At 62.2% G+C, this 13,894-nt stretch carries 7 protein-coding genes; 3 read left to right on the forward strand and 4 right to left on the reverse strand.

The annotated features are described in order from the left end of the window. Nucleotides 1-8 precede the first annotated feature (8 nt). From PPGU16_RS42060 to PPGU16_RS42075, 4 genes are all read right to left on the reverse strand, one after another. Nucleotides 9-1,232 carry an FAD binding domain-containing protein gene (locus tag PPGU16_RS42060; protein WP_180727484.1) on the reverse strand — a complete coding sequence of 408 codons (1,224 nt, stop codon included), beginning with the start codon at nucleotides 1,230-1,232 and terminating at the stop codon, nucleotides 9-11. Between the two features lie 2 nt (nucleotides 1,233-1,234). Further along, complete coding sequence (locus tag PPGU16_RS42065) at nucleotides 1,235-1,720, reverse strand: VOC family protein (RefSeq protein WP_180727485.1); 486 nt, start codon at nucleotides 1,718-1,720, stop codon at nucleotides 1,235-1,237. A gap of 174 nt (nucleotides 1,721-1,894) precedes the next feature. Continuing rightward, the gene (locus tag PPGU16_RS42070; protein ID WP_434064461.1) at nucleotides 1,895-2,656 is read right to left on the reverse strand and encodes a TetR/AcrR family transcriptional regulator; all 762 of its coding nucleotides are present in this window, start codon (nucleotides 2,654-2,656) and stop codon (nucleotides 1,895-1,897) included. Nucleotides 2,657-3,064: 408 nt separating this feature from the next. After that, the gene (locus PPGU16_RS42075) at nucleotides 3,065-4,813 is read right to left on the reverse strand and encodes an ATP-binding protein (protein WP_243460796.1); all 1,749 of its coding nucleotides are present in this window, start codon (nucleotides 4,811-4,813) and stop codon (nucleotides 3,065-3,067) included. Between the two features lie 362 nt (nucleotides 4,814-5,175). Here PPGU16_RS42075 and PPGU16_RS42080 point away from each other — a divergent pair, with 362 nt between their 5' ends. From PPGU16_RS42080 to PPGU16_RS42090, 3 genes are read left to right on the forward strand one after another with little or no spacing between them, the layout of a single operon-like run. Continuing rightward, a complete protein-coding gene (locus PPGU16_RS42080) occupies nucleotides 5,176-5,856 on the forward strand; it encodes a response regulator transcription factor (RefSeq protein WP_180727486.1) in 681 nt (226 codons plus the stop codon). Nucleotides 5,857-5,883: 27 nt separating this feature from the next. Beyond that, the gene (locus tag PPGU16_RS42085) at nucleotides 5,884-10,905 is read left to right on the forward strand and encodes an AAA family ATPase (RefSeq protein ID WP_180727487.1); all 5,022 of its coding nucleotides are present in this window, start codon (nucleotides 5,884-5,886) and stop codon (nucleotides 10,903-10,905) included. Between the two features lie 12 nt (nucleotides 10,906-10,917). Beyond that, entirely contained in the window at nucleotides 10,918-13,893 is a 2,976-nt protein-coding gene (locus tag PPGU16_RS42090; RefSeq protein ID WP_180727488.1) for a response regulator, read from the forward strand. The last annotated feature ends 1 nt before the right edge of the window (nucleotide 13,894 follow it).

Consider the following 13,894-nt stretch of genomic DNA (forward strand, 5'->3'; position numbering starts at 1 on the left):
GGCTTCTGCTAGAAGCGCGCGGGCACGGCGGTTTCGCGCATCACGGCATCGGGCGTGCGATAGCGTTCAGCCATTTCCCGGTCGACTTCATTCTTCAGCTGCGCCTGCATATAGGCGCCGAGGTGGCGGGCATGCTGAACGATCGCCGCGCCGACCTGCGTGCGCACCTGGCTATAGGCTGCCAGCGCTTGCTGAACGTCATTGTTCGCGTTGAGCGCCTTCACCAGTTCCATGGCGTCGCTTGCCGCTTTGGTGACGCCCATGCCGCAGTGCGGACGCGCGACGAATGCGGCGTCGCCCAGCAAGGCGACGCGGCCGAAGGCCATCTGCGGGACTTCGAGATCGAAGATCGGCTGGAACAGCGGCTGGGTTGCCTTGGTCACGACTTCACCGAATTGCGGTGCGAGCAGGGTGAGGGCAGCGCCTTCCATATCTGCCAGCACGTCATCGCGAATCAGTGTCGGCGGAATGCCGCCGACCCAGCGCTTTCCGGATGCGTCGGTCAGCAGATCCGGCAACTGGATGTCTTCGCTGGTGGCGCGATACCAGACGAAGTTGTAGCGGCGCTCGCCGGGCGCCGTGCTGTTGCCCTGACCCGCAACGGGGTAGCCGAGAATCTGCTCGCGCGGTGGCAGGCAAAACGCAAATTTTTCGAAGAGCGCTTCGCGCGTTTGCAGCGACAGCGACGCTTCGTCGACGAGACCTCGCCACGCGACATAGCCTGCATATTGCAGCTTGACGTTGGGAAGAAACTGTTCGCGAATCGCCGATTTAAAGCCATCCGCCGCGATGACGAGATCGGCATGGACGACAGTGCCGTCGCTGAGGGAAACCATGGCGCGATCGGGGCCGTCCTGCACGGAGACGACCGTGCCACCGGCGTGATAGTGGACTTCGGGCAGTGCGGCGCGCAACACGTGGTACATCTTTCCCCATGCAGTGAGCGTTTGCGGCAGTTCGCGCTCCGAGAGGACGCCGCCGTCCTGCGCAAAGGTCACGCGTGATTCCACCTTGACGCCGATTGAAGCGTCGAATGCGATTCCGGCTGCCGCCATTGCCTCGAACAGTTCGGGATGGGTGACGATGCCGGCGCCGCGCCCAGCCAGTTCGTCGGGAACGCGCTCGAATACCTCGACATCCCAGCCGTTACGGACCAGCAGATTGGCCGCGAACAGACCACCCAGGGAGCCGCCGACGACGACCGCTTTCGAACGTGCAGATGTTTTCGTCATGGCTACTCTCCTGTGCCAACGGTTGTTGCAACCTGAGCCGGTTGCACGGCACCTAACTGCAAGACTTCTTCCGCAGGGAAATTCAGTTCGATCGTCACGCCCGACGGATCTTCGATAAACATCTGATGCAAGCCAATGCTCGGCACCGTGCGATCGCGGTACTCAATACCTGCGGCGCGCAGCGTCTGCCACATCGCTTCGACGCCGGTTGCGAGAAATGCAATGTGGTCAACGATGCCCGTTCCCGTCGCAGGCAAGGCCTTGTCGCCGAGATAGGCGGCGAGTCCGTCCGGGTTGTCGGGATCGACGCCGATGATGTGGACGGTGCCGAAGTCAGCCTCGTCGCCGCCCCTGTAGAGCCAGGCGCCGGGGAAGTTGAAGGGAGGCCGGTAGCCGCGCCTGAAACCGAGGATCTGCTCGTAGAAACGACAGGATTTCTCGAGATCGGTGGTGCGGATCGAGTAATGGGCAAGTTTCGAAATGGGCATCTGTCACTCCTGCTACGCTATTTATCGATCGATTAGTGATCGTTTGATAAATTGTAGGTCAGGCACGATGGCAGAGAAAGCGGCAAGGCGCCGGTGTTTACCCTGGAAGACTCAGGAGGATTGGGGCGGAATGAAAAGGCGAAGCGGGGGAGCCGGACGTGCGGCTCGCGTTCGTCAAGCTATCGATTTCGTGCGGCTTTTGGCCTTGGGGGCATCTTTGACCGCATGCTTCAGCGCTGTGGGCACGCCGTTCAGGAAGGCATCGATCTGACGCGCGATGTGGTCCTCGACGTCGTCGCTGACGGGCAGCCCGTAGATCCACTTGCGCACGCCCAGATAAAAAATGCTCGCGTGCAGGCTCCAGATCAGTTCAAGGTCCGTTTCGCGCTGCTTCGAGCTGGTCGCTGCCGGCAGATCGTAGGCGGAGCGGATTTCAGCCATGACAGGCAAGAACACGCGTTCGCGTAGGCGTGCCAGATACTTGGAATTGATGCCTTCGCGCGTGAGTCCCGCAAAGATGAAAATGCGGATCCATTCGCGCCGCAGAATCACGTCCGCGTACGCCGAATAGAAGCGCACCATGCGTTCCTGAATCGGAATGGAGCGGTCCTTGATCAGGCTTTCCCAACTCGTATCCCATTGATAAACTTCTTCATATACGCGGTCTATCAGGGCCTCTTTGCTGGGGAAGTAGCGGTAGAGAAGCGGTTGCGTTACGCGTAGTTGGCGGGCGAGTTCGCGCGTGCTGCCGGAGAAACCATGGGTAGCGAAATGTTCGATTGCTTTGGTGAGGATCTGACGTTCGCGCACTTCCGGCGCAAGGCGGCGAGTGGTGCCGTCCGGCGTGTCGCGCGCGTCGACGTGCGTCGCGTTTTCGCTAGTCCTTGCTTTTCTTGGCATGGCTTGTTGGATACCCAGTGTGTTGGGACGCATCATACAAAGATTAACCTGGTCTGGCTAGGCGAGTGCCCGGCTACCGCGGACGGTGCGGCACGATCGGAATGATAGTGACTTTTCACGCGTATTTCGTTGGTTTTCCCGCTCAGGCCCGGCCCGCCGGCGGCCCGAAAAATGACTCGACCGGCACGGGAGCGGTAGTGTGAACAGCAGAATGGAGACCAGAGTGTAGAGCGACTGCAAGCCGCCGTTTTGAAGACTGAGGTAGAGCTTGACAGGAATACCCAAACGCGGAAATTGCGAGAACACGGAGACGATCCCACACTCGCGTGATGACGCGTACCCACGTCACAGCGGCACCCAACGTAAGAACGAGGCGAAGTGATCGTCCAGCGAGTATGGGCAGCTACCCAACGGGCCAGCACCAGCCGAACGCAAAAGTCGTCATTACGACGTTGCCACCGCATACGACTGCGCACTCCTGAAACTCTCGAGATAGCGGAGATTGCGCGCGCTTCCCGTCATCGTTTCGAGCGCAGATACAGCGACATCAGCACGTTGCGCGCATTCGTCCATCAACCCACGTCGGAAGAGGGTAGGGATCATTACGGCGGCCAGTTCGATTCCGATTTCACGTTCGCCGGAAGGCGAAAAGGCCCACTCGAAAGCGACACGCGTATCGTCGAGCAGATCGTCGCACGATGTTTTTGCGAGCAACGCACCGACATACTCCGCATGGCGTCTCGCGACGTCGGGCGCTCCGCCAAGCGATTCCAGTTGTTTCAACGCGTAAGCGCGCGCGGATTCTGACAAGCGGTACTTCGCTATCACGCCGTCGAAGCTCACATCGAAAACCGACTTCTCGACGAGCTGTGCGATGCATTCCAATGCCATCGCGTGGTCGATGGTGTCGTCGCACGCTACGGCAAATACGGCGTCGACGGTAAAGCTGCAGCGGAAGCGGGCAACCCGAAGATAGACGGCCTGCTCACAGGGGCTGAGGCGCTGAAAGCCCCAGTCGAATGCGGCGCGCAGTGTCCGATGCCTTGGCTGTGCGGTGCGATAACCGTCCGCCAGAAACAGGAACCGTTCTTCGAGACGTTGGCGAACGCCTTCGAGACCAAAGACCGACGTCCTGCTGGCCGCCAGTTCGATCGCCAGAGGGAGTCCATCAAGGCGGCGGCAAATTTCGGCGACGAGTTGGACTTCGTCGCGATGGATGCACACGCCGCATAGACTCGCGCGCTCCATGAACAGGTTCACTGCGGGAGAACGCACCAGCAGTTCGCAGCACTCGCTGGCCTGTGGCACGGTAAGCGGCTCGATGCGAAACACTGTTTCAGTCGCGATGCGCAGGCGCTCCCGGCTCGTTACCAGCACCTGCACGCATGCGTGCGCACCTATCAGGTGGTCGACGACGCCCGCCACTTCATCCACCAGATGCTCCGCATTGTCGAGCACGATCAGCATGCGAACACGCGGCGAAAGAGGAGAGGCTTGCGCTGGATGACGCCTCGCCTTGTCGAGGTGCGCCGCCACCATATCGTCAAGTTCCTGTGCGAGGGCGGACGCCGATTCGAGTAGCGCGAGGTCGACGAATGCCACGTCGAAAGACTGGTCCGTGGCCTTACGATGCGCGAATTCGATCGCGAGGCAAGTCTTGCCGACGCCGCCTGGCCCTGTCAGCGTGACCACGCGAGTCAGCGCGAAGCGGTTGTCGATTTCTTCAAGCACCGGTTCGCGCCCGGTGAGCGGCCGGCGGCGCGGCAACAGATGCCTCGACGCGGCGAAAGCGGCCGGATCGGGCGCGATTGTGCGCCTCGGGATTTGATCCGTTGCGCGCGATTGGGGCGCGTCGCTCTCCCGCCTGGTGAGACGGTAGCCGCGGCCGGGCACCGTATCGATCATTTGGCGGTGATCGCCGAGTGCCTTCCGGACCGCGCTGAGGTGAACGTGGATATTGCCTTCCTCTACGAACAGGCCCGGCCAGACAGTCTCCATCAGTTCGTCTTTCGTCACGATCCGGCCGCCCGCCTGAACGATTATCGACAGGATGTCGAAGGCGCGCGAGCCCAGCGGCACTTCATGGCCGTCCTTGCACAATGCGCGAGCTCCGAGGTCGAGCTCGAATTGTCCGAGCGGAACGACAGAGTTTCCAGACGCGCTTCGCTTCGATTGCATAGCTGGCGCTTCCATGACGGGGTCCATAAGCGTGATCTTGCGGGTGACGATGAGGCCGTGCGTGGCCATATCGGAGCGTCGTGCACGGGTTTCACTTTGTCATCTTAGGAAGGACCGGCTATGCGCAGCGTTGCGATACCGTTAACGTTAGTTAATGAGCCAGCCGGGATTCGCTGGGTGCCCGCTGGCAAGCGCTTCTGCGGACCGCTGCCCGCATTACGTTAAAAAAAATTAATATGCGGCCGTCGCTACGTGTGTCGGGTCGGCGCGATAATCGAAGGTCAGCGCGACGGTGCACTATTTCGCCCGATTTGCACATGTCATCGGCCTTTTGTCAGGGCGCGCATGGCGCGTGACGAGCGGGCTAAGTGATTGAAATGAAAATTCTCCTGGTCGAAGACAATCAGCAGGTGGGCGGATTCCTGAAAAAAGGCCTGCTCGAAACCGGCCATGTCGTGGATTGGGCCGACAACGGCCGCGACGGCATGGCGCTCGCCATCGGGGAAACCTACGACGCAATCGTGCTCGACCGCATGCTGCCCGGCGGAATCGACGGCTTGAGCATCGTCGCGGCGCTGCGGGCGTCGGGCAACAAGGTGCCCGTGCTGATCTTGAGCGCGCTCGACGAAGTCGATGAGCGCATTCGCGGGCTAAAGGCAGGCGGCGACGACTACGTGGTCAAGCCGTTTTCTTTCGGCGAAGTGGTCGCGCGGCTCGAGGCGCTTGCGCGGCGCTCGCAGGACAATCACTTCGAGACCACGCTCAAGGTCAGCGATCTGTGTATCGATCTGCTGTCTCGCAAGGTGACGCGCGGCGGCAAGGCGATCACCCTGAAGCCGCGGGAATTCAAGCTGCTCGAATACCTGATGCGCCACGCGGAACAGGTCGTCACGCGCACGATGCTGCTCGAAAACATCTGGGAATACCATTTCGATCCGCAAACGAACGTGATCGACGTGCACGTCAGCAAGCTGCGGCAGAAGATCGATACGGGCTACGAGCGGTCTTTGCTGCGCACCATCCGCAACGCGGGCTACATGCTCACTGCCGGCGCCTGAGCCGGCCTTCAGCGCGAGGGCGGCACCATGAGGTTGACGGGCTACGACAGAACGACATTGAGTGACGACGGGCAATTCGTGCTGTCGCGCCTGACGAGCCATGCCGAGGCCCAAAGCTGGTTGTCGGTCACATTCTCCGCGTTGCAGCCGCCGGCGGAAAGCCACGAACGGCTTGAACACGCGTACCAGTTGCGCGGTGCGCTCGACGGCGTCCATGTCGCGCGGCCTCATGCGCTGTTACGCGACGACGGCCGCGCGACGCTGATTCTTGAGGACCCGGGCGGCGAGTCGCTGCGTGTCGCACAGAGCGGGCCGCTGCCCATCGGCCGGTTTCTCAGCGTGGCGACAAATCTTGCATCGGCGCTCCGCTCGCTGCACAGCCGTGGTTTCACGCACAACGATATCCGGCCCGGCAACATCCTGTTCGACGAAGACACTCAGACGGTCGCGCTCACGGGCTTGGGCCTCGTGTCGAGCGCGCCGCGCGAGCGTCCGTTGTCCGGTTTGCCCAATATGGCCGTCGAGGCGCTCGCCTATCTTTCGCCCGAGCGCACGGGCCTGATGAACCGATGGTCCGATTCGCGCGCCGACCTCTATTCGCTAGGCGTCGTGCTGTACGAGTTGCTCACGGGGCAGTTGCCGTATCGCGCGAACTCGGCTGCCGAATGGCTGCATTGCCATACCGCGAAGCTGCCCATGCCCGTCGCCGAGTGCACGCGCGGCGCGCCGGAGCAACTTGCCGCGATCATTGCCCGCCTGTTGTCCAAAGACGCGGCGCAGCGCTATCAGACGGCGGAAGGACTCGAGCATGACCTGCGGCGCTGCCTCGACGCGTGGCGGATATCGGGCAGCGTCGAGCCGTTCGTGCCGGGCGCCGCTGATTCTCCCGCTCAACTGCAACAGCCTTCCCGCCTCTATGGACGCGAGAAACAGGCGGAAACGCTCGAAGCCGCGTTGCATCGCGTCGTCCAGAACGGCAAGATCGGCGTGGCGCTCGTGTCGGGCTATTCGGGCATCGGCAAATCGGCGCTGGTCAACAGTTTGCGCATGACGCCCGCCGCGTCGCGGGGCTGGTTCGCTTCGGGAAAATTCGAGCGCTATAAGCGGGACATTCCGTACGCGACGCTCGCTCAGGCATTCCAGACGCTGATCCGTCAACTGATTGATGACGGAGCGAGCGCGCCCGACGATCTGCGCCAGCGTCTACACGACGCGCTGGGCGCGAACGGGCGTCTGATCGTTAATCTGATTCCGGAACTGGAACTCATCGTCGGGCCGCAGGCTGCTGTGCCCGAGCTTGCGCCGCAAGAAGCGCGTACGCGCTTCCTGGCCGTCTTCACGCGGTTTATCGCCGCGTTTCCGTGCGACAGCCAGCCGCTCGTGCTGTTTCTCGACGATCTGCAATGGAGCGATGCCGGCACGCTGAGCCTGCTAGAAACGCTATGCGAACCGAACGTGCATAACGTGCTGGTGGTCGGCGCGCATCGCGACAATGAGGTGGGCCTCACGCATCCGCTCAGACGAACGATCGATACGATCAGGCGGACAGGCACCCGTATCGACGAAATCATGCTGGAGCCTTTGCAGTTCGGCGACGTGTCAAGTCTGATCGGCGACGGGCTGAAGACCACGCCTCGCGAAGTGGACGATCTTGCCCGTCTGGTGTTCGAGAGAACGGGCGGCAACCCGTTTTATGTCGTGCAGTTCCTGCGGGCGCTGACGGACGAGCACTTGCTCGCATTCGACGTCGAACGCCGTGTCTGGACGTGGGACAACCGGCGTCTGCGTGAGGCGCGCTTTGCGCAGAGCATGGTCGATCTCGTCGTCGGGAAGATCGAGCGTTTGCCGCAGCCGACGCAGGCGTTGCTTGCGCAGTTCGCGTGCCTCGGCGGCCGTGCGACGTCGACGCTGTTGGCGCGCATCAGCGTCAGCATGAGCCAACCGGCCGACGAACGGGAGCGCGAACGCGATGTGGAAACCACACTCGCCGATGGTGTCGAAGCGGGCTTGCTTTACCGCAGCCGCGACGGCTTCGCTTTCGTGCACGACCGTGTGCACGAGGCAACCTACGATCTGATTCCCGAGGAACGACGCGCCGAGGCGCATCTGCGGATCGGCCGGATACTCGCGTCGCTCGCGCCGGCGAGCGAAGAGCGCAGCGTCTTCGAAATCGTCAACCAGTACAACCGCGTGATTCATCTGCTCGTTGACGAGCAGGAGCGCGCGCGGGTCGTCGACTTCAATCTCGAAGCGGGGCAGCGCGCGCGAGCGTCGTCGGCCTATGGTTCGGCGCTGACCTATCTGTCGCTCGGCAGCGAGTTGCTCGGCGAAGCTGGATGGGATACGGACTATGCGAAGAAATTTCAGCTGGAGAGCCAGCGCGCCGAGTGCGAGTTCCTGACGGGTGACTCGGAAGGCAGCAAGCGGCGTCTCGCGATGCTGGACGGGCGCGCGCGCACGCTGACCGATCGTGCGGCCATCACGTTTCTGCGCATCACGCTCTACACCGCGCTCGATCAGATCAGTCTCGCCGTCCAGACCTGTCTCGACTATTTGCGGCATGTGGGCATCGACTGGTCGCCGCATCCGGGGCGGCAAGCGGCGCGCGAAGAATACGACCGGCTGCTGCAGGGTATCGGCAACGGGCCGATCGAAACGCTCGCAAACTTGCCCTTGCTCGAAGACGCCGAACTCACGGCGACGATGAACGTGCTGACAGCAGTGTTGCCGCCGGCTTTTTTCAGCGACGAAAACCTGGTCTGCCTCGTGCTGTGCCGGATGGCGAATCTGAGTCTCGTGCATGGCAACAGCGACGCATCTTCGCTCGGATATGCCTACCTTGGCATGGTCACCGGCCCGATTTTCAACGATTACGCAGCGGGCTACCGTTTCGGTCAGCTAGGGCTGGCGCTGGTCGATCGGCGTGGTCTCGACCGGTTCAAGGCCCGCGTCTACATGTGCTTCGCGTATCACGTCACGCCCTGGACCAAACCGATCCGGACCGGCTTGCCGCTGTTGCGTCGCGCCTTCGAGGTCGCGACCAAAAGCGGGGATCTGACTTACATCGGTTTTAGCAGCTGCTGCACCGTCACGACGCTGATCGCTGCAGGCGAGCCGCTCGTGGAAGTGGAGCAGGAGGCGCAGCGGCGTCTGCAGATCGTGCAGGCCGCGAGGTTCGGATTGATCGTCGACATCATCACGGCGCAGCTCGGGCTGATCCGCTCATTGCGCGGCACGGCTGCCGGACACGCCGAGTTCGTCAATCCATTCGATGACCTCGCGTTCGAGCAGCGGCTGGATGGCGATTCGAGTCTCGCAATCGCGGCTTGCTGGTACTGGATACGCAAACAACAGGCGTGCTATCTGGCAGGCGACATCGCTGGCGCGATGCAGGCGCAGCGCAAGGCGTCGCCGCTGCTCTGGACGTCCTCCGGGCACTTTGAAATCGCCGAATATCAGTTCTTTGCCGGGCTTACGCGCGCAAGCTGGCATGACGGCGCGCCACCAGACGAAAGGGCGGAGAACCTGGAAAAGCTCGGCGAACATCATCGTCAACTCGAAGTCTGGGCGCAGCACTGTCCGGCCAATTTCGGCAGCCGCGCCGCCCTGGTGCGCGGTGAGATTGCGCGGATAGCAGGCCGCGACTTCGAAGCAATGAGCTGTTACGAGGAAGCCATCCGCCTCGCGCACGATAACGATTTCGTCCACGACGAAGCGCTGGCGCACGATATTGCGGCGCGGTTCTATCTGAAGCGAGGCTTTGCGACGACGGCGAGCGCATATCTTCGCAATGCGCGGCGCGCGTGGCTGCGATGGGGTGCCGTCGAACGGGTCAAAGCATTGGATCAGCGCTACGGCGAACTAATCCGGGAACCCGTCGGGCACGCACCGGCACACGGCGTCGGCGCGGAACTGATCGATGTCGAAACAGTGATGAAGGCGTCACAGGCGATTTCAGGCGAACTGGTTCCCGCGCGCCTGATGCACACGCTGATGACGATCATGCTCGAACACGCTGGCGCGCGTCGCGCGTTGCTCGTGCTGCCGCGCGCCGACGCGTTGCAGATTGAGGCAGTCGCAGTAACGGCGCGCGACGGCGTGGAGGTGCAAATCGAAAGCCTGCCGGTGACGTCGGCCCATCTGGCGCGTACCGTGCTGCACGAAAGCATACGCACGCAGCGCCCCGTTCTGCTCGATGACGCTTCGTCCGACGCGACATTTTTTGCCGACGAGTACTTCGCAGCGAACCCTGCGCGCTCGGTACTGTCGCTGCCACTCGTCAAGCAGTCGAAGCTGATCGGCGTGCTGTTTCTGGAGAACGACCTGGCGCCCGGCGTCTTCACGCCGGCGAGGCTCGCCGTCCTGCGGCTGCTTGCGTCGCAGGCGGCCGTGTCGCTGGAAAATGCGACGCTCGAAGAAAAGCAGACGCTGCTCGCAGAAAAAGACGCGCTGTTGCATGAAGTGCATCACCGCGTAAAAAACAATTTGCAGCTGATCAGCAGCCTGTTGAATCTGCAAGCCGAGCGCGTGACGGATAAAGCTGTGGCTGAACTGTTCGCCGACAGCCGCAACCGGGTGCGCTCGATGGCGATGGTGCACGAGAATCTGTATCGTGCCGGCAACTTCGCGCGCATTTCAATGACGACCCATGTGACGACCTTGTGCGGCCATCTGGCGCGCGTCTATGACATGGGGCGGCTGAGCGTCGACATGCAGATTGCCGTGGACGACATCCAGCTGGACATGAATCGCGCGGTATCGTGCGGCCTGATCATCAACGAGCTGGTGTCGAATGCGCTCAAGCATGCGTTCCCGGATGGACGCGGCGGCGCGTTGAGAATCGAACTCAAGGCGCTCGACAAGCAGCGCTGCGAACTGCGTGTCGCGGACGACGGCGTTGGCCTCGCGCCCGGGTTTGCATTCGAACGCGATGAAACACTTGGGTTGCGGCTCGTGCACGATCTCGTGTTGCAGTTGCGCGGCAGCGTCGACATCGCTAAGCAGCATGGCACGATATTCACCATTCATTTCAATGCAGCGGAACCTTGAACGGACCATGCGATGACTTCGGCCCGTATCCTGATCGTCGAGGATGACCGTATCGTTGCGCGAGACATCGCGCAGCAGATGAAACGCGCCGGCCATAGCGTGCTCGGCACCACCGCGAGCGGCGAGGAAGCGCTCGCGCTCGTCGAGCAATGGCAATGGCGCTCGGAGCCTGGGCCGGACCTGGTGTTGATGGACGTACGCCTCGAAGGCGAACTGGACGGCATCGATACGGCGCGGCGCATTCGCTCGATGCGCGATATCCCCGTCGTATTCCTCACCGCCTATGCGGACGAGGAAACCATTCAGCGCGCGACCACGGCGGAGCCCTTCGGCTACGTCCTCAAGCCCTTCGACGATACGCAACTGCGTACCGTCGTCGAGATGGCGCTGTACAAGAGCGGCGCGGAGCGGCGCCTGCGCGAAAGCGAGCAACGTTATGCGGTCACATTGTCGAGCATCGGTGACGGCGTCGTCGCAACCGACGCCGACGGTCTCGTGACGTTCGTCAATCCCGCGGGCGAGATGCTGACGGGGTGGGCGCGCGACGAAGCGGCAGGGCTGCGGCTGCACGACATGTTCCGTATCCACGACGAAATCACGCGCGCGCCAATCGCGGATCCCACTGCTGCCGTGCTGCAAGGTGCAGGCGAGGGCGGCCTGCCGACGCGTGCGATTTTGCGGGTACGCGGCGGCAGCGAGATTCCCGTCGAATGCACGGCGACGCCCATGACCAACGAACGCGGCGCGCAGCTTGGCATCGTGATCGTGTTCCGCGACGTGACGCAGAAGCGCCGCGCGCAGGAGGCCGAGATTCTGCGCGAGACCAATGCGCGGCTCGAAATGGCGATGTACGGCTCGAATGTCGGCGTGTGGGAAATCGACATGCCGGAGGGCGATTACAAGCGGGGCTTTGCGCGCTACTCGAACATCTACGAATGGCTCGGCTTCGATACGCCTCAGGCACGCCTCGACTACGAAGCGTATATGAGCGTGCTGCATCCCGACCATCGCGCGAGCACCGATGTCGCGGTCGCGTCGTTCCTCAAAGACGGCAACGGCGTGTTCGAACTGGAAAACCGGCTGCGGCATCGCGACGGCAGCGACCGCTGGGTGCTGGTGCGCGGCACCGCGCGTCGCGACGCGACGGGCAGGCCGGTACGCTTCGTCGGCAGTCTGGTCGATATCACGCAGTTGAAGCTCACCGAGCAGGCGCTGCGAGCAAGCGAAGAACGCTTTCGCGGCACATTCGAAAACGCCGCGGTGGGTGTTGCGCATTGCGGCCTCGACGGCCGCTTCCTGCGCGTGAACCGGCGCTCGAGCGAAATCGTCGGTTTGGAGCGCGATGCACTTCAGCAAAAGCGCTTGCATGGACTGATCGATCGGGATTTCGTGACTGCGAGTCTGGATCGCTTCCGTTTGCTGACGGAAGAGAAGCTCGCACATTATTCGGAAGAAGTGCCGCTCGTGAAGTTCGACGGTTCACGGGTGTGGGTCGGTCTTTCCGTCGCGCTTCAGCACGACGGCGCGGGGAATACCAGCCATGTGATCGTCATCATTCAGGACATTTCCGCGCGCAAGGCGCTGGAAGACACCGTGCGTATCGCAAAAGATGCGGCGGTCGCAGCCAATCGCGCGAAGGACCAGTTTCTTGCAAACATCAGTCACGAATTGCGCACGCCCCTCAATGGCATTCTTGGGTACGCGCAGATGTTGCAACGAGACGCGCGGCTCGACGCGCGTCAGCAGGCCGGCGTCAGTGTGATCGAACAGAGTGGTCAGCATCTGCTGACGCTCATCAACGATATCCTCGACTTTGCACGGCTCGGCGCTGGCAAGCTGGAACTTCAGGTCGGCGAAGTGTCGCTGCGTGCGTTTCTGGCGACGATCGCCGAGATTGTCGGCGTGCGCGCGCAACAGAAAGGCCTCGTGCTGAACTATGTGGCGGCGGCGGACCTTCCTGCTGTCGTTCGCGTCGACGAACGCCGGCTGCGCCAGGTACTGCTCAATCTCCTCGCCAACGCCGTCAAGTTCACCGACCACGGCGAAGTCAGCCTGTCCGTCAGCCGTGGCGCGATGGCGCGCGTTCGCTTCGAAGTGCGCGATACGGGTATCGGCGTGAGTCCCGACCGGCTCGAAGCGATCTTTCAGCCATTCGAACAGGCCGGCGATCACACGCGGCGCAGCGGCGGCGCGGGGTTGGGTCTCGCCATCAGCCGGCAGCTGGTACGCATGATGGGCGGCGATATCTACGTCGACAGTGCGGCGGGCGCGGGCAGTGTGTTCTGGTTCGAACTGGAAGCACCTGCGTCGGCGGCGGATACGGGAGCGTGCGCGCCACGGCTGCAGGCAGGCAGTCTCGATGGAGCAGGCCGGCCGATTCTCGTGGTCGACGACGTACCCGCGAATCGGACGTTGCTTGTCGAAGTGCTGGGTCGGGCGGGATTTCATGTGATAGAGAGCAGCGACGGACGTGACGCGCTCGCGAAAGCGGCGGCGCATACCCCCGATCTGATCATTCTGGATACCGTGATGCCGCTGATGGGCGGCATTGAAATGCTGACGCATCTGCGCCGTTCCGAGGCGTTCGCGGCAACGCCTGTGATCGTCGTTTCGGCTGACGCGTCCGAACGAAATGCGCGCGCGAATATCGCCGCGGGTGCCGACGTTTTTCTCGAAAAGCCGCTCGACCTCGACCGGCTGATGCAGTCTGTCGTGACGTTGCTCGGCCTCAGCCAGAGCCCGACAACTTCGCCGACGTGCGAAGCAGCTCAGCAACTGGTCGTGCCACCACGAGAAGAAATGACCGTACTGCACCGGTATGCATTGCTCGGTTCGATGCGTGACATCAACCGGCACGCCGATCGACTTGTGAAACTGCATGAAAAGTACGAACCGTTTGCCGCGCGCTTACGGCAACTCGCGACGACCTACGAATCGCAGGCGCTGCTTTCGCTGATCGAACACCATCTGAATAACGAAGGAAAATGAC

The organism is Paraburkholderia largidicola (assembly GCF_013426895.1).
GTDB lineage: Bacteria > Pseudomonadota > Gammaproteobacteria > Burkholderiales > Burkholderiaceae > Paraburkholderia > Paraburkholderia largidicola.

Bases quoted from the DNA above. Each gene is read 5' to 3' on its own strand.
- PPGU16_RS42090 (WP_180727488.1), top strand. From the start codon at position 10,918: ATGACTTCGGCCCGTATCCTGATCGTCGAGGATGACCGTATCGTTGCG.
- PPGU16_RS42060 (WP_180727484.1), bottom strand. From the start codon at position 1,232: ATGACGAAAACATCTGCACGTTCGAAAGCGGTCGTCGTCGGCGGCTCC.
- PPGU16_RS42080 (WP_180727486.1), top strand. From the start codon at position 5,176: ATGAAAATTCTCCTGGTCGAAGACAATCAGCAGGTGGGCGGATTCCTG.
- PPGU16_RS42085 (WP_180727487.1), top strand. From the start codon at position 5,884: ATGAGGTTGACGGGCTACGACAGAACGACATTGAGTGACGACGGGCAA.
- PPGU16_RS42075 (WP_243460796.1), bottom strand. From the start codon at position 4,813: ATGGAAGCGCCAGCTATGCAATCGAAGCGAAGCGCGTCTGGAAACTCT.
- PPGU16_RS42065 (WP_180727485.1), bottom strand. From the start codon at position 1,720: ATGCCCATTTCGAAACTTGCCCATTACTCGATCCGCACCACCGATCTC.
- PPGU16_RS42070 (WP_434064461.1), bottom strand. From the start codon at position 2,656: ATGATGCGTCCCAACACACTGGGTATCCAACAAGCCATGCCAAGAAAA.